Raw genomic sequence first — 24820 nt, forward strand, 5'->3', positions numbered from 1 at the left:
ATTAAGGACGGGGCGACGGTGACGGCCTCGGTTGAAGTGTCAGATAAGTACGGTAACGAGGTGCCGGAGAGTGCCAGTACGGACGTGGCTCCGGCGCCGCTGTCAGTGGAGATCACCATCGATCCTATCACCAATGACGATGTGCTGAATTTCTCTGATATCGATGAGCCCACCACCTCCATCACCGGTAAGGTAACCGGAGGGGCGAGCGAGGGCGATGAAGTTACGTTGTCTATCGGGGGAGAGAAATATTTCGGCACGGTCGTTGAGGTCGATGGGGCGTTGGTCTACAAGATTGATGTGCCAACTTCTTCACTGCTAAACGATAGCGATCTGAAAATTGAAGCGTCCGTGGCTTCTTCTGATAAGTATGGCAACGAGGTGACCGCCTCAAAAGAGCGCGGATATGACATCGAGAAAGGTAACGTTGTCGAAGGCACCGCGAAAAGCGATTCCCCGGTCAGCGGAACCACCGGCGATAGCGATATTGTGCTGGCTGACGTGAAAGGAAACATTATCCTACAGGGGCAGGATTACAATATCTGTTTTGTGCTGGACACATCGGGCAGTATGGTCAAGAAAGATGGAAGGGTTACTATCGATCGTCTCACGCCGGCTAAAAATGCCATCCTGGAGGTCGTTAAGTCGCTAATTCAGTCTGCGGGGCAGGGAGCGGGTACCGTAACCATTGGTCTGATTACCTTTGCGGCCGATGCGTCATTAAAGTTGACGATCGATCTCAGTGACCCTAATGCTCTCAGCAGACTTGAAACGGTGCTCAAGGGCATTACAGCCAATGGCAACACGGATTACTACGATGCCTTTAATGCGGCGACCGACTGGTTCAAAAACCATAATACGGGCGCTGAAAATATAACTTACTTTATCACCGATGGAGAACCGAACCTTTCAGGGAGTAATAAGACGAGTGATTATAGCGAAAGAACCACCATTGACGCATTTGACAAACTTAACGCGATATCTGACGTTGAAGCGATTGGTCTTGGCGCTGGGGTCAATAAAACGACTCTGGATAAATTTGATTCAGATAAGAGTAGCCTGACGGGCATCGACCCTAGCGATCTTGCCGCCGCTATTCAGGGGAAAGAGGGTGTGATGGCTCCGGGCGATGATATCGTCAACGCTGGGGCCGGGAACGATATCATTTTCGGGGATATCGCCTCGTTTGCCGGAGATGATGGGACAGCGGCCGATCTACGCAGTTACATCACGGCTGAAATGAAGCTGGATCAGCCTGCGACGGATGCTCAAATGCATGTCTGGATCACCGAAAATCAGGAGCGACTCGATGGCCTGCTGCCGGAAGCGGGCGGTAAGGATGCTCTGTTTGGGGGAACAGGAAACGACCTTATCTTTGGCGGCGGTGGTAATGATTTGCTTGTCGGCGGCGAAGGTAACGATACGCTTTATGGTGGACATGGCGACGACATTCTGATTGGTGACGGCCCTAATTCGTTCAGCGAGCTTGCAAACCTGCTTGGTAATAGTGCCATGACGGTTGACGAGATGATGAATGCGCTTCGCAACGATGTCAGTAAATTAGGGACGCTGGGCGGCGGAAGTTCTGATGACGTGCTACATGGTGGCGACGGAAACGACCTGCTGTACGGCGGTGAGGGCAATGACACTCTCTACGGCGGAACAGGCAACGATATTCTGATTGGCGGCAAAGGCAATGACACGCTGTACGGCGGAAGTGGCAGCGATACGTTCACCTGGCTTAAAGGCGATGACGGGCACGATGTCATTAAAGACTTCAGAGTCGACGAAGGCGATCGCATTGATTTAAGCGATCTGCTGGGGGATGTTGCCGAGACCGATCTCGCTTCTTATATCAGAATCACGGATGACAGTAACGGTAATGCGGTTATCGAAATTAATACCAACGGAGAGCTAAGTTCTGGTGCCACAATGAGCATCACGGTTGAGCACTGTTCTGCCGGGGATTTTAATATTAATGACCTGATAGCAAAACCGGACACGCCAGTCATTTAATGGTTTACGACGTATCGCTATCTGTATTCAGATGACCGCTTCGGCGGTCATCTTATTGCGATAATAAAACGTTTTGTCGCGGGGCTAACGCAGTACTTAACGGTCTTTTATTATGTCTAAAAATAATTACGTAGGATTAATGATATTTTCCGTGTGCAAAAGCTGATTGTCTTTTGACCAGTAATAGCGATTCACCTCATTGACATCCACCACCCATTTAAACACACCGGCTCTGGCAAGCTCCCGACAATACTGATCAAAGGCGGTAACGTGAGTGAAATGGCGCTTGGCGGCAATTCGCGTCAGGCAACCGCTGGCCTCTGAGTTAATTTTAATGAGCCCACGGTCACTTTTCATCGAAACGTAAGAATCAGAAGAGGTCACAACCTTTACGTTCCCCGTCGCAACGAAGTAAATGTAATACGATATATTATTTTGTTTTAATTCTGTTAAGAATTGCAGGAAGTCTGATTCATTTCGGACCTGCTCAAAAAAACCTCTGAGCATTTCATTAAATTCCATTTACGCTCCTGATGTATGCCATATGTTGTATTGATGTTTATTATTATTTGATTGAATTGTGGTGATGAATAGTTAACTTGTAAATAAATTAAAATTCTAATAGTTTACGGCTGACATTTTAAGGTCTGCAAGAGAATGGTAATAGTATTCTAATTGTTACTAAGTATTGCTATTGCCGATAGCGAATTTGATAGCGCGATCGCACATATCACCCTACACTGGGCAAGAAATCATAAGGAGAGAACAATGTTAGAAGGGTACTTCGATCTTGACGGCGCCACCGGCGTTGATGCCGCTGAAAACCACAAGCGCTTACTGGCCGTTCAGGCTGCTCTGGAGATCTCCAAAGCCTCCGTTTCTGCATCCACCGCAAATTCGGGGATCCGCTCCCAGATGGACCTGCGCAACGTTTCTCAGGAAGTTGCCGCGCTCGCCGATGCTATCCAGGATGCGCTGGAAATCACAGAGTAACGTCCCGATACCGCCTTCGGGCGGTTTAGGACTCCCCCCTGACAGCAAATATGCTATTACTGGATAAAAAATATCCTGGCTTTTTTTTTTATTTTTGTTGGCGAAAGGTCAACCTTATTCAATTAATATTGTGTTCGATAAAGGTTTATAAAAATAAATATTGATTAAACGCAATATGCTCATACATGGCGGAGGATTATAACAGTTGAAGTAGTCATGGAGGACTCTATATGGGCCAGCGCTGTCATCGAATACCCCCTCGGGTTAGTTTTTTCTTAATCATCGCATGCCTGATACTTGTTGGCATGTTTGTGCTGGCTAACCATCTGGCAACCTATCGGATTGTGATCCCTGATATTTACTATCTGGTATTTACTGGACTGCTTTTACTGCTGGATGCGATTATCTTTTTCTTTATGTTTTTCCAGTTTATCTGTAATAGGAAACTACTATACGTAGCTATTCTTGGATTAGGTTTTTTAGGCTCTGATATTTATTGCGTAGAGGCCGTAACGCTAATCCAAAAACTTATCTCTGTGTGTATTCCACTTAATGCGATTACCAATGACCTGGCTATATTTTATCTTTTTCGCCAGGTCACGTTTATCGTCGCCATCCTTTTTGCACTTTACTACGCCTATTTGCTGAAGAAGAACATTAGCCCGAATGGTAAAGATGAAGCACTGGTCATCCTACTGGCATTCGCGGTTTTCTTTCTGGCGATATTTGCCCACAACCTGTCCAGCTACAATCCGCAGATCTCGCTGAATCTGATTAATAAAGCGAACGGTCACGACCGTAACGCCTGGAGCAGTTACTACAGCGCGTTGATTGTGGCAGGCTGGTTTATGACGCTGCTGTTGGCAATTGTCATCACTCAACTCAGGAACCTGCTGTGGGTGAGCATTGCGGCATTCTGCATCTCGAGCCTCTTCAGCAATCTGATTTTGCTGAACCTGAATGAGTACAATTTCTCCGTCTGGTATCTGAGTCGCGGCATTGAGGTGGTCTGCACCTTCTTTGTGATCATCGTGCTGCTCTATGACATCTTCCTGATGCACAAAAATTCCACCATGCTCTCGATACACGATCCTCTGACCGGTATCTACAACCGTGCCTATTTCTACAAAGAGCTGCAGCAACTGATCGCAGCTGGTGAGAGCATCAGTCTGATGATTCTGGATATCGATCACTTTAAACGTATAAATGACCGTTATGGACATCCGACAGGGGATGCGGTGATACGTAGCGTCGTTGAGTTAGCAAAAAACGCCACCCGTGAATGCGATATTCTGGCGCGCATCGGTGGCGAAGAATTTGCCGTGTTGATGCATAACGCCTCTGCGCAGGTGGCGCTGACGGTAGCAGAGCGCATTCGTGGGCGCATTGAATCGGAGACGGCAAAAGCGGGAGCGAATCTGACCCCGGAGCCAATGACGGTGAGCATCGGCGTCTTTACCTCATTAGAAAAGCGTTTCACCGCCGATGAGTGCATTTCGTTTGCTGACAAGGCGTTATACGTCGCGAAGGAGAGCGGGCGAAACAAAGTTGTTGTCAGCAGGTAACGTCAGGTTACACGATTGAGTACTTTCCCTTCTGCGCGCAGGTGGTACACTGAAAATGTGATTTTCATCATGACCTGCGTAAAAACGAAAAAGAGATACTGCTATGCAACATATCATTGAAGGGTTCCTCAACTTTCAGAAAGAAGTTTTTCCTCAACGTAAGGAACTCTTCCGTAGCCTGGCTTCCAGCCAGAATCCTAAAGCGCTGTTCATCTCCTGTTCCGACAGCCGTCTGGTGCCAGAGTTAGTCACCCAGCAGGAGCCGGGGCAGCTGTTCGTCATCCGTAACGCCGGTAATATCGTACCGTCCTTCGGCCCGGAGCCGGGCGGGGTGTCGGCGACGATTGAGTATGCGGTTGTCGCGCTGGGCGTGACCGATATTGTTATCTGTGGCCACTCTAACTGCGGCGCAATGAAAGCCATTGCTACCTGTCAGTGTCTGGAACCGATGCCTGCGGTTTCCCATTGGCTGCGCTATTCCGACGCGGCGAAAGCGGTTGTCGAGAAGAAAACCTACGCGACTGAAACCGATAAGGTGAACGCGATGGTGGAAGAGAACGTGATTGCGCAGTTGAATAACATCAAGACGCACCCGTCGGTGGCCGTGGGCCTGCGCGACAACGCGATTCGCCTGCACGGCTGGGTATATGACATCGAAAGCGGTGCCATTCGTGCACTGGATAAAAACAGCAAAACGTTCGTCTCCCTGGCCGATAACCCGGAAGTCTTCTTCGAGTAATCGCCACCGTACGCTGCCTGCGGGCAGCGTTAACGGTTTTTCACCAGTCTCAGTTTGCCGCGTTTTGCGGAGCGCCGGGGCGACGCATTCGTAATCACATAAAGAAAAGGTTGCCAGGCCATGGCCTTGTCCTCCGCTGCCGTTGTGTTAAACCTGGCAAACTGGAGAAGAAAGGCGCTCCGGCGAAAGACTGAATCTGGCCGTCTGCGCTCATGCTTTAGCATGATGACAGTAATTAAAACGGGAGCCGCGCGCGCCCGTTTTTTATTGCCAGTCCTTTACTCATCGCAAACAAAAACATTCAACTTATGCTTCATTAATGTTACAAATACAGCGAAATATCATGCGATCGGCGTCGGGAGGATGCGATGATTCTGGAAAAACTGCGGACACCAAACGGCAAGAAATTCCTGCTGTGTGCGGTAGTAGTATTTGCCATTGCTTTAGTGGTGGTAGGGCGAGCAACCTTTGGTGGTGTGGTCAGAGAATATAATCTGCCATACGCTGAGTGGACAACCGGCATGTTTGTCCTGCAAGGGGCGATGGTGATGGTTTACAGCTCAATATTTACCGTCCTGTGCTCTATCCCACTGGGATTTTACTTCTTAGGTTCCGAAGAGCAGCAGTAATCACCTCGGGTGAGCCCCTGCGCTCACCCGCCTGAATGGGTATTGCCATTCCGCTTAACTCCTGACAGGATCAAATTCTCGCTTGCGAAAGTTCTCAGCCATAATGATCTGATACGTATTGAAGACGTACCGGACGCAGCGGCTGACTGCGCGGGTGGCGTTTCAGGGAATTAACCCATCCGTACGGGGTGTCAGTGAGAATTATTCAGGATAGTTTGCGTAAAAAGCAGTCTCTGCTTGCCTCGGTAGCGGTCACTTTTCTGCTCATCTGCCTTGCCGTTTTCTTCTTGTACCAGCGTACGCTGTCGCAGGTGAGCGAAGGGGTTAACGCGATGCAAAGCCAGATGGTGACGATGTTTAACGATAACGAACTGATGGCGGAAGCCGCGGGCGTACGTTACCAGCAGATAAGCCGCCACTATCTGTGCGGCGATGCCGATGTTTTCGAGCCCCGTGGTGGCGCCTGGGGAATTAACGCCGATCCCAAAAATATCGATAAGCAGCATGGCGCGTTGATTACCCGTAGCCCCGAGCGCAGCGCCCGCTGTATCTATGTGGCTGCCGAATATATCCGGGATAAAATCCGGGCGCTCAACCCTGAGCAGCACGATATCCATCGCTATATTATTGCCAGCGACGGCCGCTGGTTTTACTGGTTTACGCCCGCTGATTCCGTGCCGTTTAGCTTTGAAACCTCGCAGATGGCTAATGACCCGCGCCAGTTCTTCCATGAACCGGAAATGTTCTATGACCGCGTGCTGCAAAAAAGCATGCGTAAAAAATCCCTTAGCTCAACCACCTTTTACGCCGACAAAATTACCGGCGATAAGGCCTACAGCGTGGTGAGCTATATCTACGATCTCTCTGAAGGTGAACCAAGTAACCATATCATCGGCTATCTGGCCTATGACCTTTCACGGGTCGAGCTGCAGCGGATACTGAACCAGGCATTCAATCAACAGGTACCATCGGGATTAATTCTGGGCTATCAAAGTCGAGAAACGGGCGAAGTGCTGTGTATTGTCGGCAACTGCCGCTGGCTGGATAGCTACCGTATTCATACGGTCTCATCGCGCTATGAAATTAAATATGCGCTCCCGGTGTGGCTATTTATCGCGCACAACCCCTATGCGTTGACGATTCTGGCGATGGCGCCGGTGCTGCTGCTTTTACTGTTCCTGTTGATCCGCTATCACCTTAACCACGCTGACCTGCGCTTTTACCGTGACCCGCTAACCGGCTGCTTTACGCGCAATATTTTTGCCCTTATTCAGGAGCGCGGGCTGCCTTTTATGACGGTTATTCTTTTTGACTGTAACAAGTTTAAGGCGATCAACGATAACTATGGCCACCAGGCCGGAGACCGGGCGCTGCAGGCCATCTCGCAGTGTATGTTGAACGATGTTCGAGCGAACGGGGATTGGGTCATTCGCAGCGGCGGCGATGAGTTCGTGGTATTGCTGAGCCGGACGGATATCGCCCATGCGCATATGGTTGCTGAGCGGATTGCGGCAAAGATTGCGGTGTTCCCGTTCAGCCCACAGGGGCAACAGGTGCCGCTATCGGTATCCTGGGGGGTAGCGCCGTGCGTCACGACGCTGGATGCGGCCATTCAGCAAGCTGACGAAGAGATGTATCAGATGAAAAATCGCCGTGGCGAAAGACGATAAGCCGGGCAGAAGCGCGGCTTATCTCCGGTTTACCACCAGCCGAGTTGAACGCCTACGACGGTAATGACGGCGACGATCAGCATAATAATCGTGGTCTTTCTCATTGTGCTCCTCCCGGCAGTGCGTAACCGCCTATAAAAAACCAGGCCAGAAAGATCACGGCGATAATAAAGATAACGATGGGAAAGGCGATACCCAATCTCATTGTGACATCCTGAATGTTTTCCAAAACAGCGCGTATGATACTGTAATTATTCGACCCGTTGGGCGCTAATTTCCGGGCGATGACGGAATTTTTTATCCTGATACATTTCGCTGTCGGCGGCGCGAAGCGCGCTGTCAGGGTCCATCAGGTGTGGATCGACCACAACGGCACCAATGCTAGCACCGGGATAGTGAATCAACGTGTCGCCGAGCAGGTAATCGCCAACCAGGAGTTGACGCAGCGTTTCGGCAAACTGCTCAAGCTGCACCGTCGCGCGGGCAAGGGTAGCGACCATAAACTCATCGCCACCCAGTCTGCCAAGCTGGTCATCAGGCGAGATGCCGAGCTTTAGCCGCTGGCCCACCTGCTGTAAAAACGCATCGCCAGCCTGATGGCCGTAGCAGTCGTTGATCATCTTAAATTTATCGAGGTCGATAAACGCCAGCAGCACCGAATGGTTCAGATGCCGGGCGAGGGAGAACAAGGTCTCCAGATTTTCAAACACCGCACGGCGGTTCGGTAGGCCGGTCAGCGCGTCGGTGTAGGAGTGATAAATCAGCGCGGCGTTAGCTTCCTGAAGCTGCGAAACCAGCGACTCTTTTTCGATATAGCGGGCAATGATACTGGCAAACAACTGCAACACATGCTCGCTGTTAAAGCTGAGCGGCTTTTGTTGGGTGCTGGTGGCGCACAGGGTGCCGTACAGGGAGCCGTCGGTCAGATGGATAGGCGTGCTGAGGAAGGTGGTGATCCCCAGCGCTTTTGCCGCATCGCAGTCGGCCCACTGCTCAGGTACGTGGTCGCTGTAAAAACAGCCGTCGGCCATGGCGCGCTTGCACAGAGTGTCGCCCCAGGGGACGGAGAAGTTTTCCGGGATGTTCATCTCGCCGCTGTTGCGCGAGTATACGATGTGCTGCAGGTCGGCCTGAGTATCAATTTTCGTCAGATAGGTGGATTCCATATTGGTCACCAGTTCAAGCATCTCAAGCAGTTGGCGAACAAGACTCTCAAGCGATTGTTCAGAGGCAAGCGTTTGTGATACCCGGGCAAGAATAATATCTGACATGAAAACAAGGGTCCCTACGATAGCGTGAGTGGTGGTTTTTCGCCCTAAATGAAATCCGGACTCACTAAATTTTATACATTATGTATCCAGAACGTAAGCACTGTGTGGCTAAAAGGTGTGTAACGGAAGGTTATCTGTTTCTTATTACAGATAAAAAAAGCCCCATCGGGGGAGATGGGGCAAAAATAACTCATTGATTATGGAATGTTCTGTTCTCTGGTCAGTTGAGAACGAGACGTACTTTACGTCGCAAAAGTGTAGCTAATTTGAAGAAATTATGGAGTTTAAAGCTAAATTCCAGCGTGAAACCAAGGAGAAATGATGTCTAGTCGCTACGTTTTACTACTGCCTCTACTGCTTGCTGGGTGTGCAAAATCGGCCGAGCCGGATGCACCACCACCGCCGCAAATCGGTATGGCTAATCCTGCTGCGGTGTACTGTCAGCAGAAGGGAGGTGAAAGCATTCGTCAGGTCAATGCTAAGGGTGAGTTCAGTCTCTGTAAGCTGCCGAGTGGCGAAACGATTGAGGAGTGGGCGCTGTGGCGGCGCGATCATCCGCAGAAAAAATGACAGTACATTCCTTATCCAGTACACTGCGCCTCCAGGATAATTCTGATTAACGAGAGACGTATGTTTTCGCTGAAGCCGGGCACCATCGCCATTATTATCGGTGCCCGTACCGCCGCTGGCCGAGCCAATATCGGCAAGAGTGTTGAACTGTTTGCGCTGATTAAGCCAGGAGAACGCTGTCTGAACCCGGTTAACGGGCTGATGACAGAACTGGCCGCCGATTCGCCGCGTGCGCTATGGCTGGTGACCGGTGAAGTGAGCGCGGGTGAAGGGCAGCAGGGCTTCGCTTTTGTGCGTTCAGAATATTTGCTGCCGTTAACGCCGGATGCGCTGATGGCGCAGGAGCAGGCTGCTCTAGTGGGGTAACGCGATGCCCGTAGACATCGCGTTCAGGCGCTAGCGATTTTTCAGCCAGTCGGCCAGCACGCGCGCGTGGTTTTGCGCGGTGTTCGCGGCGGCATAAATCAGCGTTAGTCCCTGCTTTTGCGCGATGTCGGCCAGGCGCTGGCCTACATCCTGATGGTGCGAAAGCTCTTCGCGGTAGTGCTGGCAGAAGGTGGCAAAGTCGATAACCTCGCCGTGATAAGCCTTACGCAGCTCGGCTGAAGGGGCAAGGTCTTTGCACCATTCATCGTAGATAAGGTTTTCCTTTTTGATACCACGTGGCCACAACCGGTCCACCAGAACACGGTAACCATCGTCAGGTGCTGCGTCGTCATATACGCGTTTACACTGGATCATATCCTTCCTCCCTTGTTCCATTCGACCATACCACAAAGATTGGTTGTGTTCGCCCTCTGGGTATTGCTAAAGCGTGACGACATCGCTAGTCTGAGGCTCCTTATGCCGTTCGAAACGTCTGCACATAAGGACCTCTCATGGAAAACTCTGCACTGACCCCCGTTCTTCGCATTGCCCTCGTGGGCGACTATAACGCTGATGTGATTGCTCATCAGGCGATCCCGCTGGCGCTTGACGATGCCGCCGCGGTGCTGGAAGTGCCCGTTGAATATCGCTGGGTTGCCACGCGTGATGTGCACAGCGCCGATAGCCTCGCTGACTTTGATGGTATCTGGCTGGTGCCTGCCAGCCCGTACCAGAATACCGAAGGGGCATTAATCGCCGTACGCTACGCCCGCGAAAACAGCCTGCCGTTTCTCGGCACCTGCGGTGGGTTCCAGCACGCTATTCTGGAGTACGCGCGCAACGTGATGGGTTGGGAAGATGCGGCTCATGCGGAAACGGATACCGAAGGCCGGATGGTGATTGCGCCGCTGACCTGCTCACTGGTGGAAAAGAGCGACACCATTGAACTGCGTGCCAATACGCTGATTGCGCGCGCTTATGGCCGCGACAGCATCGAAGAGGGCTATCACTGCAACTACGGTATCTCCGCCGACTTCGCCGAGGCGCTGAAATCGCTGCCGCTGCGGGTAACCGGCTGGGACGATAATGGGGATATTCGCGCGGTGGAACTGGTGACGCATCCGTTCTTCGTGGCGACGCTGTTCCAGCACGAGCGTAACGCTCTGGCAGGACGTCCGGCGCCGCTGGTGCAGGCATTCCTGCACGCCGCCGCCCAGTAAAAAAAGTAGCCCGGACGAGGCGGTACGCCGACTCCGGGATTTCCCCGGCGTCGCTTCGCTCGGCCGGGCTACGTGTTATTCGACGTTAATCTCTCTGTCTCGTCCGGCAAGCCCGCCGAACACCGCCATCACCAGCGCAATGATCGCCACTGCCATCAACGAAAGATGCCATGCGCCGGTTGCATCGTGAATTTTCCCCATCAGCGGAGGCCCACAGGCGGCCAGCAGATACCCCACCGCCTGCGCCATCCCCGAAAGTGCCGCGGCCTGGTGCGCCGAGCTGGCGCGCAACCCGATAAAAGTCAGGCCCAGAATCATTGTGGCACCAGAGCCAAAGCCAAAGATAACCGTCCAGAGCACCGCCTGTGAGGGAAAGAGCCAGTAGCCCAGCGCGCTGACGGCGCACATCAACGCTACGGTAATGGCGATCCCTCGTTGATCCTTCATCCGATGCAGGATCAGCGGCACCACAAAACCGGGGGCGGCGGTGGCGAGTTGCAGGAGGCCGTGCAGAGAACCGGCATGCGCTTCGCTGTAGCCCTGGCTAATCAGAATCGCCGGCAGCCAGCCAATAATCACGTAGTAGACCAGCGAGTTCAGACCCAGGAACAGCGTCACCTGCCAGGCCAGCGCCGAGCGCCAGATGCCGCGGTTATGCATGGCTCCGCTGCCGGAGATGGCCGTAGTTTTTGCAGCTCTCCACTGCGGCAGCCAGAACAGCAGCGCCAGTACCGGGAAGACCATCAGCATCAGCAGCGCGCCGCGCCAGCCAAAGCCGCTAAGCGCAATCGGCACCACCAGTGCAGAACCGAGTGCCGCCGCCGCGCCCATCGTCACCGAATACGCGCCGGTAAACTTCGCCACCTGCGAAGCAAAATCACGTTTGATTAACCCAGGCAGCAGCACGTTGCCCAGCGCAATTCCGCAGCCAATGATGGCGGTGCCAGTAAACATCAGCGTCACCGACGGCAGGGAGCGCACGGCAATTCCGGCGCAAATCAGCAGCATGGCGATAAACAGGCTGCGTTCCATACCGATGCGACGGGCAACCCCGGCGGCCAGCGGAGAGACGAGACCAAACGCCAGCAGCGGCAGGGTGGTTAACAGCCCGGTTTGTGCGGTGGTCAGGCCATATTCATCGCGAATGGCGTCGAGCAAAGGTGCGGCGCCGGTAAAGGTGACGCGCAGCGTCGAGGCAATCAATAAAATACCAATAATCAGCAGCCAGCGGCGGCTGGCAGACGTCGTAACTTCAGACATAGTCATCTCGACAAAAGAGTGGGAGCACTACAATACCCGCTTTAGCGGTTGTTGAAATCAAGCTAAAATGACATATTATCGCTAAAATCGGACAAAATGATGCTGGGACTCGGATTAGGCGGCTATCACCCGGATAGCCATCAGGATGCCGCCGTGGCGTTTGGGATTCAAGTGGCACAAGGGGAGCAGTACATCCCCCTGCATCAGCACCGTAAAGGTCAGCTGATCCTCGCGCTACACGGCGCCATTACCTGCGAAGTGGAGAACGCTTTATGGATGGTGCCGCCGCAGTTTGCGGTGTGGGTTCCCGGCGAAGTGCCGCACAGCAACCGCGCCACGCCGCAGGCTGAACTGTGCTTTTTGTTTATTGAACCTGGCGCAGCGCAGATGCCGGCGCACTGCTGCACGCTGAAAATATCGCCGTTGGTGCGCGAGCTGATTCTGTCGCTGGCGCAACGGGATGAAGCGCAACGCCAGCAGCCGGAGACGCAGCGGTTGATTCAGGTGCTGTTCGATGAACTTCCGCAGCAGCCGGAGCAGCAACTACAGCTACCGGTGTCTGCACACCCTAAAATTCGCCTGATGGTTGAGACCATGGAAGCCGAGCCTGCCCAGTGGCAGACGCTGGCACAATGGGCCCAGCACTTTGCCATGAGCGAGCGTAACCTCGCCCGACTGGTGGTGAAAGAGACCGGGTTGAATTTCCGTCGCTGGCGTCATCAGCTGCAGCTGATCCTTGCGCTGCAAATGCTGGTGCGCGGCCTGAATGTCCAGCAGGTGGCGTTATCGCTGGGCTATGACTCCACCACGGCGTTTATCACCATGTTCCGTAAAGGGCTTGGGCAGACGCCGGGGCGCTATCTGGCGGCGCTGACTACGACTTCCCAATAAGCAGCGACACCAGGCCCGCCGCAATCAGCGGCCCCACCGGCACGCCGCGAAACAGCGCCACGCCCAGCACGGTGCCAATCAATAGCCCGGCCACCAGATGCGGCTGAGTGCCCATCAGCGTCACGCCGCGCCCACCGAGCCACGAGACAAATACGCCGACGCCGATAGCGACCAGCGATTTCCAGTTGGCGAAAGAGTGGATCAGCGTCGAGGCTGGCAGCGTGCCGCTGGCGATAGGGGCCATTACGCTGATGGTCAGAATGATAATCCCGATGCTGAGCCCCTGCTTCTCGACCCACGGGAAAAAGGTGCTGAGCGGGGTGACGCGAAGAATAATCAGAACCAGAATGGAGACGGCGACGGTGGTGTTGTGACTAATAAAGCCCAGCGCCGCCAGACCCAGAAGGATCAGTAGGGTGGTATCGATCATAAAACGGTAATCCTTGCCAGAAAGCGAAAAAGAGCGTGCATTATCGTCTCCCGGCGTCGCGGCGCTCGGCCGGGCTACTTGTAAGTCACTCTACTGTACGCAAGAAGCGGGGCGTAGACAGGTCTTTTTCAATCTTTGGCGAGGATTTCAGGCATTTGCCTGATTATTTAACCAATACCGTTATTAATGGGCTGCCTTTACGAATAAACAGCGGAATCGTCTCCGGTACTGAATCGAAACGATAGCGGTAAGCCGGATAAGGCGGTTACGCCGCTATCCGGCAATGGCTTGCTGTCAGGAGTGACGGCGGAAGGCAACCAGTTCCGGCTGGGCAATGCGCAGGTAATCTTCGGTATTGAGGATCACCGATTTTTCGAGGCTACCGGCGTTAAAGGCGATCTCTTCAAAGCGGTCAAACAGCAGCGGGTCGGCGATGAGACGCAAAGATGGATGGAAGCTGAACGGCGGGATGGCGCCAAACACGCAGGCGGTGAGGGCATCCACTTCTGCCGGGCTTGCCAGCGACGCTTTCAGGCCACCGATATGCTGCGCCAACTGCGCGAGGTCGGCCTGCTGGTCAGCAGCGAGGATCGCCAGCACGTGCTGGCTCACGCCGTTGCCTTTCACTTTGCACACCAGCGCTTTTGCTCCCTGGCCTAATGCGGTGCCGCGAATTTCAGAAACCGCTTCGCATTTACCGACCGCCTCGTGTGCCATCACGCGATAGCGGGCCTGATGGTGGTCGAGCAGGTTCAGCAGTTGTTGGTGAATATTGGCCGCGACGGGCTCAATCATGGTGTTCTCTCCTGTGTTCCGCCGAAAGCGTGCGGCTACGCTGTTTTTTATGCTGATAGAGGCGCTGGTCGGCGATTTTCATCGCCTCCTCAAGATTATCCCCCAGACGCATTTTATAGGCGCCCCAGGAGAAGCTGACGCGGTTTTCGGTATCGATAATCGCCAGCTGCTCCAGAATTCTGTCGGTAATCACCTTCGCTTCGGCCTCTTCGTAGTCGATGAGGATAATACAAAATTCATCGCCGCCCAGCCGAACGCCATAGTCGCTTTTACGGATGGTGGCGGAGATAGCCTGGGCCAGCATGATGATCGCTCGGTCGCCTTCATCGTGGCCCCAGGTATCGTTAATTTGCTTCAGCTTGTCGCAATCGAGGGCGATGACCACAATCCCTACGCCCTGTTCTGTCAGGCGCTGCAGTCGCATGCTCTGCACCGATGAAAGAATTTTACGGTTGTATAGCCCGGTGAGGGAATCGCTGATGTTCTCTTTGCTGACCGTCCGGTAGAGACGGAAATGGGTGCGGACCAGCTGCAATAATGCGGCGGTAGAGGCCAGATAAAACAGGAACAGCTTCCACGAGCTTAACAGGAAGTACATCACGTCCAGCGACAGCTCTACGCGCATGTTCTCCGCCAGCGGCCGGGTGTAGTTCACGTAGCTCAGCAGGTGAGAGGCGCTGCGATGGATAACAATATGGGCGTCGTTGTCGGAATCAATAATTGAGATATCCAGATAGCGCCAGAAATGAGGACGGTCGCGGGTATAGAGAATATCGTGCAGATCCTGATGCGACAGATCGACCATCACGATCCCCTGCAGGTTTTCATGATGATAAAGTGGTGTTAAAAACGTTAAAATATTCTTATGAGTAAAGGTATCAATATAGATACTCGACACCACCGTACGCCCAAGGAATAAGTTTTCGAGGCTCGCTGGCGATATTCCTAGCCGGTCGCCGTAGAGAAAATTCCAGCTGGTTAACGTTGGGTCGTTAATAGTGACTTGTGAATTGAAATAGATATATTGATTCACGATATCAATATAATAGCGAAAACGTTTTTGCTGTCCTTCTTCATCGGGCAGCATCGGTTTCCAGACTTCATTATTCTCAATAGCGGAGTCAAACGCCTCTAAGGCTGGCAGACTCTTTACCCATGTTTCACAGGGTGTTCTTCCGGCGGTGAGCGACCCTTCCAGCAGCGAGTAGCTCTCGCCGTCAATGTTCAGACCGTTCACTTCACCACGATGCTGCACGCTGGCGCAGGCCCGCAAGGCGGCCTCTGGGGTAGGCCATTCATCCAGTTTCTGTGCAAACTGAGATATGATCAGCTGGTTTTGATACTTCTCATAGAGAAAGGCCGACTCCCCTTTATCGACGATATATCGCATATATTCGGACATATCCCGATGACTGGCGATTAATTCATAAATCAGGAAGGAGGAGGTCAAAATGACAACGCCTGATGAAATGACAAATCGCAGTATTTTATTCTGCAGTTTCATGGTGAAATTAAATGTTCTTCCGTGTCAGCCGGAATTTTAACATGGGAGGCTCGCTATCTCTAGCGATGCATTAGCGATAGAAATGTTTTGCAAACATCAAGAAGGGGCTGTCTCCGAAGAGACAGCCGAATAACGTTATTTTTCACTGCCTTGTTTGTGGAACAGTTCGCGGAATACCGGGTAGATATCCTCCTGATCGCGAATATGCTGGATGGCAAAGTTATCAAACGTCTGCTGCAGATGCTCATATTCGCGCCACAGTGTCTGATGCGCCCGTCGGGTGATTTCGATATAGCTGTAGTAACGCACCACCGGCAGAATTTTCTTCGCCAGAATTTCATGACACAGCGGGGAGTCGTCCGCCCAGTTATCGCCGTCCGACGCCTGCGCGGCGTAAATGTTCCACTGCGCCGGGTCGTAGCGGGCTTTCACCACTTCATCCATCAGCTTCAGCGCGCTCGAGACGATAGTGCCGCCGGTCTCCTGCGAATAGAAGAACTCGTGCTCGTCCACCTCTTTGGCCTGGGTATGGTGGCGGATATAGACCACTTCGACGTTTTTATAGGTCCGGCTCAGGAACAGATAGAGCAGGATGTAAAAGCGTTTGGCCATATCTTTGGTGGATTGGTCCATCGAGCCGGAGACATCCATCAGGCAGAACATCACCGCCTGGCTGGAAGGCTCAGGGCGTTTTTCGTAGTTTTTGTAGCGCAGGTCGAAGGTGTCGATAAACGGCACACGGTCGATTTTAGCCCGCAGCTCGGCAATCTCTTTACGTAAACGCTCTTCCTCCAGCAACTGCACCGGTTCGCTTTTGGCGACCTCATCCAGCGTGGCTTCCAGTGCGTGTAGCTCGCGACGTTTACCTGCCGTCATCGCCGTGCGGCGGGCGAGGGAGTTTTGCAGCGAACGAACAACGCTGATATTGGCAGGCACACCGTTGGCGGTGAAGCCCGCGCGGTGCGTTTTAAACTCGGTTAACTGACGCTGCTGGTTGCGTTTGAGATTCGGGAGCGCCAGATCTTCAAACAGCAGATCCAGATACTCATCTTTGGAGATCTGGAATACGAACTCATCCTGACCCTCGCCATCGGCGCTGGCCTGGCCCTGACCGCTACCGCCACCACCACCGCCGCCCTGTGGTCGTTCGATACGATCGTTTTGTACGAAGTGATCGTTACCGGGATGCACCCGATGCCGCAACCCGCCGCGCCCCTGATGGAACATCGGCTCGCTAATATCATCCGTCGGAATGGAGACAGATTCACCGCTGTCGATGTCGGTCACCGAACGTTTGTTGATGGCCTCGGAGATCGACTGTTTAATTTGCGCTTTATAACGGCGCAAGAAGCGCTGGCGGTTAACCGCACTCTTGTTTTTGCCGTTCAGACGCCGGTCAATGAACCAGGTCATAGCCCCTCCTGAACTGCTTTTTGCCAACTTACTGCGCCTGTAAGTGCCGGGTGACCCGGCCTACGGGACATTGTTGTAGACCCGGTAGCGCGAACGCTACCGGGTACCGTGTGGTTATGACGATTTACGCACGCGCAGATACCATTCACATAACAGGCGAACCTGCTTACGCGTATAGCCTTTCTCCATCATCCGATCGACAAAATCGTCGTGCTTTTTCTGCTCATCGGTGGAGGTCTTCGCGTTAAACGAAATCACCGGCAGAAGCTCTTCGGTATTGGAGAACATTTTCTTCTCAATAACCGTGCGCAGCTTCTCGTAGCTCGTCCAGTTCGGGTTGCGGCCGTTGTTGTTGGCGCGGGCGCGCAGCACAAAGTTGACTATCTCGTTACGGAAGTCTTTCGGGTTGCTGATCCCCGCTGGTTTCTCAATTTTCTCCAGCTCAGCGTTCAGCGATTCACGGTCGAACAACTGTCCGGTATCCGGGTCGCGGTACTCCTGATCCTGAATCCAGAAGTCGGCGTAGGTGACATAACGGTCGAAAATGTTCTGCCCGTATTCCGAGTAGGATTCGAGGTACGCGGTCTGGATCTCTTTACCGATAAACTCGGCGTATTTCGGGATCAGATAGCCTTTGAGGAACTCCAGGTAGCGCTCTGACTGCTCCTGTGGGAACTGCTCGCGTTCGATCTGCTGCTCCAGTACGTAGAACAGATGTACCGGGTTCGCCGCCACTTCGGCGTGGTCGAAGTTGAACACGCGAGACAGGATCTTAAAGGCGAAACGGGTTGAGAGACCGTTCATCCCTTCGTCCACGCCCGCGTAGTCGCGATACTCCTGGTAGGATTTCGCTTTCGGGTCGGTATCTTTCAGGCTCTCCCCGTCGTACACGCGCATTTTCGAGTAAATGCTGGAGTTTTCCGGTTCTTTCAGACGCGAAAGAATCGAGAAGCGTGACAGGGTTTCCAGCGTGCCCGGTGCACAAGGCGCATGGGTCAGTTCACTGTTGTTAAGCAGTTTTTCGTAAATCTTGATCTCTTCGGAGATGCGTAAGCAGTAAGGCACCTTGACGATGTACACACGGTCGAGAAACGCCTCGTTGTTTTTGTTATTACGGAAGGTAACCCACTCGGATTCGTTCGAGTGCGCCAGAATAATGCCGTTAAAGGGCAGGGCAGAGATCCCTTCGGTCCCGTTGTAGTTACCTTCCTGGGTAGCCGTCAGCAATGGATGCAGCACCTTGATAGGCGCTTTAAACATCTCGACGAACTCCATAATCCCCTGGTTGGCGCGGCACAGCGCACCGGAGTAGCCGTAGGCATCCGGGTCGTTCTGCGCGTAGTGTTCCAGTTTACGGATATCAACTTTACCGACCAGCGCGGAGATATCCTGGTTGTTTTCATCGCCAGGTTCAGTTTTGGCAATGGCAATCTGTTCAAGGATGGATGGCCAGACTTTTACCACGCGGAACTTGGTGATATCGCCGCCGAATTCGTGCAGGCGCTTCGCCGCCCACGGCGACATAATGGTGCCCAAATAGCGGGTTGGCACGCCGTACTCTTTTTCCAGAATCTGCGCGTCTTCCTGCGGGTTAAACAGGCACAGAGGGTGATCGTTAACCGGGCTGCGCTCGCCGTTGGCGCTCAGCACGTAAATAGGTACGCGCTGCATCAGCGCTTTAAGACGCTCTGCCAGCGAGGATTTACCACCGCCGACCGGGCCCAATAAGTAGAGGATTTGTTTCTTTTCTTCCAGTCCCTGGGCGGCATGTTTCAAATAGGAGACGATCTGTTCAATCGCTTCTTCCATGCCGTAGAATTCTTCGAACGCCGGATAGCGCCCGATGACTCGGTTCGAAAAGAGACGGGAAAGCCGCGGTTCCTGGGCAGTATCAACCATTACAGGCTCGCCGATAGCGGTTAATAGCCGTTCTGCTGCGTTAGCATAGGCACTGCGATCTTGCCGACAAATGGTAAGAAACTCCTGCAGTGTGAACTCTTCGTCCTTGGCAGCTTCATAGCGCTGGCGATAGTGATCGAATATATTCATGGCATGCCGTCCTTTCGTTTTTTAGCACAGGTTAAGAGCCGTTGGTATGAATAATGGGGGCTCCCGGAAGAGGTAAGCCGAACGACGCTCACTCCTTATCCAGCAACCCGTATGTCAGGTTGTCGGACGATTAACGGTAACGTGCGCTGCGATTACACCTTCTAAAATTAAGCGTAGATGGCATTTGCAAAACTTGCATGGCGAGAAAAACGATTTTCAATGACATATCAATAACTCATCAAAAAATACGGGCATTAATTCTTTTACTATTTTTTACGCTTTCATAGTGCTGTCACGTATTTGCAAGCGTGCTGCCATCTTTACGCGAGATAATGACCAGTCATATTCTGATATTACAGGTAAAAAATTTGTCGTCAGACGGTGTGAAAGGTAAACTTCAGCCCGCTGAAATGTTGAAAAAAGGAATGACAGATTGTGAATCGAATCAAACTTCTAGCTTTAGGGGTCCTGATTGCCACTTCTGCTACCGCAGTACAGGCGGAAAGTAAGCTGACTCTGGGTGCGGGTGTCGGGATTGTTGAGCATCCATATAAGCAGTACGACCATGATGTGTACCCTGTACCGGTTATCAACTATGAAGGGGATAACTTCTGGTTCCGTGGTCTGGGCGGCGGCTACTATCTTTGGAACGATGGCACCGATCAGCTCTCGCTCACGGCGTACTGGTCTCCGCTGTACTTCAAGCCGGGCGACAGCGACAACAGCCAGCTGCGTAAACTTGATAAGCGTAAATCTACCGTGATGGCGGGTGTTTCCTGGATGCACCACACGCAGTACGGCTCTCTGCGTACCATGCTGTCTGGCGATACGCTGGATAACAGCAACGGGATTGTGTGGGATACCGCATGGGTCTATCGCTACACCAATGGCGGCCTGACGTTAACCCCAGGTATCGGCGTGCAGTGGAACAGCGAAAATCAGAACCAGTACTACTACGGCGTTTCGCACCACGAATCGGCGAAGAGCGGCCTGAGAAGCTACGATCCGAACAGCAGCTGGAACCCGTATCTGGAGCTGAGCGCTAATTATCGCTTTGCCGGCAGCTGGAGCGTCTACGGTACCGCGCGTTATACCCGTCTGTCCGATGAGATTACCGACAGTCCGATGATCGACAAGAGCTGGACCGGGTTACTCTCTACGGGTGTCACCTACACCTTCTAAATTATCCAAAATTTCAGGGTGATGAACCCCAACGCATGGCGCGTCGGGGTCGCACTACTTAAGGGCCTCATCGTGGTGCATCGCACCGTGGTGGGGCTTTTTTATTTAAAGGCGTATTTCACCCCCATCATAATCGACGCATCGCTATAGCTGTGGTCACCCACCTGAACGGCGGTTCCGCCCCATAGATTCAGCGACGGGGAGATTTGCCCCTGCACGCCGAGTTTCAGCTGCGCAATGTTGGTTGCGCCTTCCTGACGAATCGACGTATTGCCCATGCGGATTTCAGCAAAATGGGTGTTGTGCAGCCAGTCGGCTTCAACGTACGGCTTGAACTCACGTCCCTTGCCATCGTCCTCGGTACGATGACCGCGTAAATAGAGGCGCATCCCCAGACGAGACTGCAGATTGCCTTTGCTAGTGTCTTTCACCTGCGTACCGTTTGCTTCGGTATGGTCGGGACTTTTTACCCCCATCCACGTGAGCTGAGCCTGCGGTTCAAGATAGATTGCCTGGCGTGGCTGCTCCCGCAGCAGCATGTTATAGCCCGTTTCCACCGAGGCGGTGAAGCCGCGGCTGTTATAGGTTTCACGCTGCAACTCGTCGCCGTTGACCCGGTTAGTAAACCAGTTGTAATTCACCCAGCTATCGAGATACAGACCCTGTCGGCTAACCGCGTTCTGATACCAGGTGCTGTACGCACCCATGCTATAGCCTGCCATATGGCTGCGAGAACGGTAGCCGGTCAGCGATGATGACGATAACCCGGAGACGTTGCCGTAACCAGCCATCAGCCCCGCGCCCCAGCGATCGTCGCCGTTGTGGCTGCCGTGCCAGAATTCGTTACCCATCTGGGCCACATAGCGGTTGGCGCGAGAGCGAATCTGCCCGTCTGCCGCGCGTGAACGGTTTTGTCCGCCTTCCTGGCGCAGCCAGAAGGTGCTTGCCAGGGCAGAGCGCTGCGCGTCCTGTGGCGTGTACTCCGTGGCCCCTTCACGATCGTCCAGCGCCAGGCTGAAGAGGGTATTGGCGGCGGCCAGGTTGACCAGATAACTCCCGGCCTCCGGGCGATACTGCGGCGTTACCGGACTGGTGTTGATTGAGGTCAGATACCAGTTCTGCCCTTTTTGCACCAGGCTGTAATCCCAGGGGCCTGCCACCACACGGTTCGCCTGGACGAAAGCGCCGGCAGCGGATTGTCCGCCAACGCTAATCACCTCAATCCCCTGATTGGTCTGAGCGCCGAGGCCGCCCACGTTATTGACCGTGACGCGCGTGGTACCGGAGGTATCGCCTGCGATGCTCAGATGATCGGTTTGCGAAGCATCATCGCCTAGCACGGTATTGAGATTCAGCGTGCTATCGCTGCCGCCGCGGTAGTTACCGCTGACATCCAGCTTATTGCCCGCATGCAGCAGGCTGCGTGATAGCGTGGCGCTGCCGCTGTTGCTGAGATCACCGTTAACCGTAAAGGTTGCGTCGGCTTCATCGCTCTCGGTGGGTGAACCCACGGTCAGTGAACTGCCATCCTCAAGGGTTGTGCTGCCGACGCTGCCGGTACCGGAGAGGGCGGTGGCGCTTTGCGCCGTTACCGTACTTTGGAGCGAACCAGTCACATCCATACTGCCTTCGGCAAGCGTGGTTTCACCGTCAAAGGTGCTGTCGCCGGTAAGCGTCAGCGCCCCAGAACCTTGTTTGGTGAAGTTCCCGCTGCCGGTGATGCCCTGATCTATGGTGGAGTGGTAACCCTGGGTATCCAGCGTACCGCCAGCGCTGCCGATAGCAACCGGGCGTGAGGCGTCCAGTGAGACGTTGTCGAGCAACTGAAGCGTACCGCCGTCGAAGGTCAGCGCGCTTCCGGCCTGGCCGAGGCTATCGGCTTTGGCAACCTGTAATACGCCGCCTTTCAGCGTCCAGGGCGTAACTGAATCGGTGCTGTTTTTCAATAGCCAGGTGCTGCCGTCCTCTTTGCTGAAATGGTCGAAGCCCTGATACTGGGCGCTGTCGCCAATACTCGCGGCATCAAACTCCGCGTTACGTTCGCCGCCAAGGATCAGCGTATCATCGCCGTTACCTGCGCTCACGTCACCCACCACGTTATAGCCGGCATGCAGGGTTAGGGAGTTGGTGCCAGAGGTAAACATCACGGCCTGGGAGCGGGTGGTGCCGTCCTGGCTCATCCCGCCCTGAAGCGTCCCGCTGTTGATGATGGTCATATCGCTACCGTACACGCCGATACCGCCCGCACCCGCGCTACCCGTGGCAGTACCCGCATTGCCGCCGCTACCGCCAGTAATGGTACCGGTGTTATCAAGCGTACCGCCGCCAGCCTCAATATGTACGCCGTCACCGCCGCTGCCACCGTCAGCCTGACCACCGCCGCCGCCGCGATTCCCGGTTCCGCCGACAATCGTGCCGTCGTTAGTCACCGTACCGCCCGCGCCAATCAGCACGCCATTGCCCCCTTGACCGCCGACGCCACCGTTACCGGCGTTGCCACCGCCGCCGGTGCCACCCATGCCGCCGTGAACCGTGGCGCTGGCAGCGTTGGTGACGGTACCCAGGCCGTGAATGGCCAGCCCGTTGCCGCCCTGACCGCCGGTTCCACCGTCGGCGTTGGTACCGTTCGCGTTGGCCCCCGCGCCGCCATCGCCGCCAGTGAATTCTCCTTTGTTCAGCACATCGCCCGCGCCGGTAATATTCACGGCGGTGCCGCCAACGCCACCGACGCCACCGCCGCCCGCAGAGTCATCGCCGCCTTTACCGCCCAGGACTTTCCCGGACGTTTCGTTGGTCACATTACCCTGCTGGGTAATATCAATCCCGGTGCCGCCAATGCCGGAGTCGCCGCCGCGGGAGGTTGTCAGGTTGCCGCTACCGCCGCCACGGTTGCCCGCGCCGCCGATCACGTTACCGAAGTTAGAGACTGTACCGCCGTTTTCCAGCGCGATACCGATGCCGCCGTTGCCGCCGTCACCGCCATCGCCGCCGCTGAGACTCAGGCCGCTGCTGTTGGAGTTGCCGCCGCCGCCGGTCCCGGCATAGCCGCCGATCACCTCGCCACCCACCTGGTTGGTGATGGTGCCGCTGTTGACCACGGTGATCCCGCTGCCGCCGTTACCACCGATGGCGCCATAGCCGACAACGCCGGTACCCTGTCCGGCCTCAACCGCGCCGCCGTTGCCGCCATTGCCGCCGATACCGCCCGTAATCTTGCCGTTATTGGTGATGGAACTGGTGTCACTGAGCCATACGCCGTTGCCGCCGTTGGCGGCTTTACCGCCTGTACCGCCGACGCCGGTGACCGTGGTGTTCTGCTGGCTGTTAGCGTTGGCCGCCAGACCACCGGTAGCGCCGTTACCACCGCTGATGGTGCCGCTATTCGTCACGTTGCCGCCCTGCGTTGCGGTAACGCCGTCACCACCTTTACCGCCTGCGCCGCCGCTGCCGGCATGGATAGTGATACCGTTGCTGGTTTTGTCGTTCGCGCTGGCGCTACCGGTATTCCCCCCGGTGCCGCCATTACCGCCGTTTATTGTCCCGCTATTGTCGTAGCTGCCGCTGGTGGTGAGCAGCACGCCGCTCCCTCCGCCGCCGCCATCACCGCCGTTGCCACCGTTGCCCGCATCGGCGACGTCCGTGGTGTTGGAGCCGCCGTTACCGCCGCGTCCACCGTTGCCACCCTGAATGGTGCCATCGTTTTGTGTCGGTCCGGTGCCGTCCATTACGGCTCCAGCCGCACCGCCGCCACCGCCACCGCCGGCAGCACCCGCACCGCTATTGGCGACGCGGTCAGGCTCCTGGTGAATCCCGCCGTTACCGGCGGCGATCTGACTGCCGCTCAGGTTACCGGCTTCACCGCTTTGCCCGTCACTGCTCGCCTGCCCACGCCCTCCAGAGCCGCCTGCGCCGCCGTGGCCACCGGCACCGGTCACTAAATCCATATCGCCGCCTTGGCCGCCCTGAGCGCTGGCATCAGGCGTTGCGGCACTGCCGTCTGCGCCATCGGCAGCATTCGCCCCGACAGGCGTCAGGGCATATAGCGCAAGCCCCATGGTGAGAGCTAGGGTGCTACGCCGAAAAGGAAGCGTGTGAAAAACAGGCATGATTATCCTCGACAAAAAACAAAATAATGTTGTTGAGCGCTGCGGGGCTGACGGTGAATGAGACATGCAAACATCGAAATGCCGCACAGTAGATAAGGGAATGAGAGTGAGGTTTATCTGGATGAATATTGTGACTATTTAAAAATTACTA

General features: G+C 54.4%; 22 protein-coding genes. 11 read left to right on the top strand and 11 right to left on the bottom strand.

Going from position 1 to position 24820, the window contains the following annotated elements:
- On the top strand, positions 1 to 2016 hold a 2016-nt coding region (locus HII27_RS27345), incomplete at its 5' end, for an Ig-like domain-containing protein (RefSeq protein WP_185665944.1).
- Between the two features lie 126 nt (positions 2017 to 2142).
- Here the strand turns inward: HII27_RS27345 and HII27_RS00010 are convergent.
- On the bottom strand, positions 2143 to 2538 hold the full coding sequence (locus tag HII27_RS00010) for a DUF1398 domain-containing protein (protein ID WP_185665945.1): 396 nt from the start codon (positions 2536 to 2538) through the stop codon (positions 2143 to 2145).
- Between the two features lie 246 nt (positions 2539 to 2784).
- On the opposite strand from HII27_RS00010, the gene HII27_RS00015 reads away from it, so the two are divergent.
- The 5 genes from HII27_RS00015 to HII27_RS00035 all read left to right on the top strand — a co-directional run bounded on the left by HII27_RS00015 (position 2785) and on the right by HII27_RS00035 (position 7612).
- Positions 2785 to 3009 carry a hypothetical protein gene (locus HII27_RS00015; RefSeq protein ID WP_185665946.1) on the top strand — a complete coding sequence of 75 codons (225 nt, stop codon included), beginning with the start codon at positions 2785 to 2787 and terminating at the stop codon, positions 3007 to 3009.
- 305 nt (positions 3010 to 3314) lie between these two features.
- Entirely contained in the window at positions 3315 to 4574 is a 1260-nt protein-coding gene (locus tag HII27_RS00020) for a sensor domain-containing diguanylate cyclase (protein WP_185665947.1), read from the top strand.
- A gap of 103 nt (positions 4575 to 4677) precedes the next feature.
- The gene (locus tag HII27_RS00025) at positions 4678 to 5313 is read left to right on the top strand and encodes a carbonic anhydrase (protein ID WP_185665948.1); all 636 of its coding nucleotides are present in this window, start codon (positions 4678 to 4680) and stop codon (positions 5311 to 5313) included.
- 368 nt (positions 5314 to 5681) lie between these two features.
- Complete coding sequence (locus tag HII27_RS00030) at positions 5682 to 5942, top strand: DUF2534 family protein (RefSeq protein WP_185665949.1); 261 nt, start codon at positions 5682 to 5684, stop codon at positions 5940 to 5942.
- A gap of 194 nt (positions 5943 to 6136) precedes the next feature.
- Entirely contained in the window at positions 6137 to 7612 is a 1476-nt protein-coding gene (locus HII27_RS00035; RefSeq protein ID WP_185665950.1) for a GGDEF domain-containing protein, read from the top strand.
- A 100-nt stretch (positions 7613 to 7712) separates the two neighbouring features.
- On the opposite strand, the gene HII27_RS00040 is transcribed toward HII27_RS00035, so the two are convergent.
- Both HII27_RS00040 and HII27_RS00045 read right to left on the bottom strand, forming a co-directional pair.
- Positions 7713 to 7817, bottom strand: coding sequence for a YoaK family small membrane protein (locus HII27_RS00040; protein WP_035897158.1), 105 nt, complete (start codon positions 7815 to 7817; stop codon positions 7713 to 7715).
- Between the two features lie 46 nt (positions 7818 to 7863).
- Positions 7864 to 8883 (bottom strand): sensor domain-containing diguanylate cyclase, encoded by a 1020-nt coding sequence (locus tag HII27_RS00045; protein ID WP_185665951.1) that lies wholly within the window; start codon positions 8881 to 8883, stop codon positions 7864 to 7866.
- Between the two features lie 321 nt (positions 8884 to 9204).
- Here HII27_RS00045 and HII27_RS00050 point away from each other — a divergent pair, with 321 nt between their 5' ends.
- Both HII27_RS00050 and HII27_RS00055 read left to right on the top strand, forming a co-directional pair.
- A complete protein-coding gene (locus HII27_RS00050) occupies positions 9205 to 9453 on the top strand; it encodes a putative hemolysin (protein WP_223883114.1) in 249 nt (82 codons plus the stop codon).
- A gap of 60 nt (positions 9454 to 9513) precedes the next feature.
- A complete protein-coding gene (locus HII27_RS00055; protein WP_185665953.1) occupies positions 9514 to 9819 on the top strand; it encodes a hypothetical protein in 306 nt (101 codons plus the stop codon).
- A 30-nt stretch (positions 9820 to 9849) separates the two neighbouring features.
- On the opposite strand, the gene HII27_RS00060 is transcribed toward HII27_RS00055, so the two are convergent.
- The gene (locus HII27_RS00060; RefSeq protein WP_185665954.1) at positions 9850 to 10194 is read right to left on the bottom strand and encodes a DUF488 domain-containing protein; all 345 of its coding nucleotides are present in this window, start codon (positions 10192 to 10194) and stop codon (positions 9850 to 9852) included.
- Between the two features lie 137 nt (positions 10195 to 10331).
- On the opposite strand from HII27_RS00060, the gene HII27_RS00065 reads away from it, so the two are divergent.
- The gene (locus HII27_RS00065) at positions 10332 to 11039 is read left to right on the top strand and encodes a CTP synthase C-terminal region-related (seleno)protein (RefSeq protein WP_447864387.1); all 708 of its coding nucleotides are present in this window, start codon (positions 10332 to 10334) and stop codon (positions 11037 to 11039) included.
- 75 nt (positions 11040 to 11114) lie between these two features.
- Here the strand turns inward: HII27_RS00065 and HII27_RS00070 are convergent, their stop codons facing one another.
- Positions 11115 to 12299 carry a CynX/NimT family MFS transporter gene (locus tag HII27_RS00070; protein WP_185665955.1) on the bottom strand — a complete coding sequence of 395 codons (1185 nt, stop codon included), beginning with the start codon at positions 12297 to 12299 and terminating at the stop codon, positions 11115 to 11117.
- 99 nt (positions 12300 to 12398) lie between these two features.
- Between HII27_RS00070 and HII27_RS00075 the strand changes: the two genes are divergently transcribed.
- Complete coding sequence (locus HII27_RS00075) at positions 12399 to 13190, top strand: AraC family transcriptional regulator (protein WP_305067778.1); 792 nt, start codon at positions 12399 to 12401, stop codon at positions 13188 to 13190.
- Here the strand turns inward: HII27_RS00075 and HII27_RS00080 are convergent.
- The 5 genes from HII27_RS00080 to yeaG all read right to left on the bottom strand — a co-directional run bounded on the left by HII27_RS00080 (position 13174) and on the right by yeaG (position 19381).
- Complete coding sequence (locus tag HII27_RS00080; RefSeq protein WP_185665957.1) at positions 13174 to 13620, bottom strand: DUF441 domain-containing protein; 447 nt, start codon at positions 13618 to 13620, stop codon at positions 13174 to 13176. The genes HII27_RS00075 and HII27_RS00080 overlap by 17 nt on opposite strands.
- A gap of 294 nt (positions 13621 to 13914) precedes the next feature.
- Entirely contained in the window at positions 13915 to 14415 is a 501-nt protein-coding gene (locus tag HII27_RS00085; protein WP_185665958.1) for a YbaK/prolyl-tRNA synthetase associated domain-containing protein, read from the bottom strand.
- Complete coding sequence (dgcJ, locus tag HII27_RS00090) at positions 14408 to 15919, bottom strand: diguanylate cyclase DgcJ (protein WP_185665959.1); 1512 nt, start codon at positions 15917 to 15919, stop codon at positions 14408 to 14410. The genes HII27_RS00085 and dgcJ overlap by 8 nt, the downstream gene beginning before the upstream one ends.
- A 135-nt stretch (positions 15920 to 16054) precedes the next feature.
- On the bottom strand, positions 16055 to 17332 hold the full coding sequence (locus HII27_RS00095; RefSeq protein ID WP_185665960.1) for a YeaH/YhbH family protein: 1278 nt from the start codon (positions 17330 to 17332) through the stop codon (positions 16055 to 16057).
- A gap of 114 nt (positions 17333 to 17446) precedes the next feature.
- On the bottom strand, positions 17447 to 19381 hold the full coding sequence (gene yeaG / locus HII27_RS00100; protein ID WP_035894607.1) for a protein kinase YeaG: 1935 nt from the start codon (positions 19379 to 19381) through the stop codon (positions 17447 to 17449).
- Between the two features lie 435 nt (positions 19382 to 19816).
- Between yeaG and HII27_RS00105 the strand changes: the two genes are divergently transcribed.
- Positions 19817 to 20563: a MipA/OmpV family protein gene (locus HII27_RS00105; RefSeq protein ID WP_185665961.1), complete on the top strand. Its 747-nt coding sequence runs from the start codon at positions 19817 to 19819 to the stop codon at positions 20561 to 20563.
- A 101-nt stretch (positions 20564 to 20664) separates the two neighbouring features.
- Here the strand turns inward: HII27_RS00105 and HII27_RS27350 are convergent, their stop codons facing one another.
- Positions 20665 to 24669 (bottom strand): autotransporter outer membrane beta-barrel domain-containing protein, encoded by a 4005-nt coding sequence (locus HII27_RS27350; RefSeq protein ID WP_185665962.1) that lies wholly within the window; start codon positions 24667 to 24669, stop codon positions 20665 to 20667.
- Positions 24670 to 24820: the final 151 nt, after the last annotated feature.

The organism is Kluyvera sichuanensis (genome assembly GCF_014218705.1).
GTDB lineage: Bacteria > Pseudomonadota > Gammaproteobacteria > Enterobacterales > Enterobacteriaceae > Kluyvera > Kluyvera sichuanensis.

Bases quoted from the DNA above. Each gene is read 5' to 3' on its own strand.
- HII27_RS00020 (WP_185665947.1), top strand. From the start codon at position 3,315: ATGTTTGTGCTGGCTAACCATCTGGCAACCTATCGGATTGTGATCCCT.
- HII27_RS27350 (WP_185665962.1), bottom strand. From the start codon at position 24,669: ATGCCTGTTTTTCACACGCTTCCTTTTCGGCGTAGCACCCTAGCTCTC.
- HII27_RS00045 (WP_185665951.1), bottom strand. From the start codon at position 8,883: ATGTCAGATATTATTCTTGCCCGGGTATCACAAACGCTTGCCTCTGAA.
- yeaG (WP_035894607.1), bottom strand. From the start codon at position 19,381: ATGAATATATTCGATCACTATCGCCAGCGCTATGAAGCTGCCAAGGAC.
- HII27_RS00040 (WP_035897158.1), bottom strand. From the start codon at position 7,817: ATGAGATTGGGTATCGCCTTTCCCATCGTTATCTTTATTATCGCCGTG.
- HII27_RS00060 (WP_185665954.1), bottom strand. From the start codon at position 10,194: ATGATCCAGTGTAAACGCGTATATGACGACGCAGCACCTGACGATGGT.
- dgcJ (WP_185665959.1), bottom strand. From the start codon at position 15,919: ATGAAACTGCAGAATAAAATACTGCGATTTGTCATTTCATCAGGCGTT.
- HII27_RS00085 (WP_185665958.1), bottom strand. From the start codon at position 14,415: ATGATTGAGCCCGTCGCGGCCAATATTCACCAACAACTGCTGAACCTG.
- HII27_RS00050 (WP_223883114.1), top strand. From the start codon at position 9,205: ATGTCTAGTCGCTACGTTTTACTACTGCCTCTACTGCTTGCTGGGTGT.
- HII27_RS00030 (WP_185665949.1), top strand. From the start codon at position 5,682: ATGATTCTGGAAAAACTGCGGACACCAAACGGCAAGAAATTCCTGCTG.
- HII27_RS00075 (WP_305067778.1), top strand. From the start codon at position 12,399: ATGCTGGGACTCGGATTAGGCGGCTATCACCCGGATAGCCATCAGGAT.
- HII27_RS00010 (WP_185665945.1), bottom strand. From the start codon at position 2,538: ATGGAATTTAATGAAATGCTCAGAGGTTTTTTTGAGCAGGTCCGAAAT.
- HII27_RS00065 (WP_447864387.1), top strand. From the start codon at position 10,332: ATGGAAAACTCTGCACTGACCCCCGTTCTTCGCATTGCCCTCGTGGGC.
- HII27_RS00070 (WP_185665955.1), bottom strand. From the start codon at position 12,299: ATGTCTGAAGTTACGACGTCTGCCAGCCGCCGCTGGCTGCTGATTATT.
- HII27_RS00055 (WP_185665953.1), top strand. From the start codon at position 9,514: ATGTTTTCGCTGAAGCCGGGCACCATCGCCATTATTATCGGTGCCCGT.
- HII27_RS00095 (WP_185665960.1), bottom strand. From the start codon at position 17,332: ATGACCTGGTTCATTGACCGGCGTCTGAACGGCAAAAACAAGAGTGCG.
- HII27_RS00080 (WP_185665957.1), bottom strand. From the start codon at position 13,620: ATGATCGATACCACCCTACTGATCCTTCTGGGTCTGGCGGCGCTGGGC.
- HII27_RS00015 (WP_185665946.1), top strand. From the start codon at position 2,785: ATGTTAGAAGGGTACTTCGATCTTGACGGCGCCACCGGCGTTGATGCC.
- HII27_RS00025 (WP_185665948.1), top strand. From the start codon at position 4,678: ATGCAACATATCATTGAAGGGTTCCTCAACTTTCAGAAAGAAGTTTTT.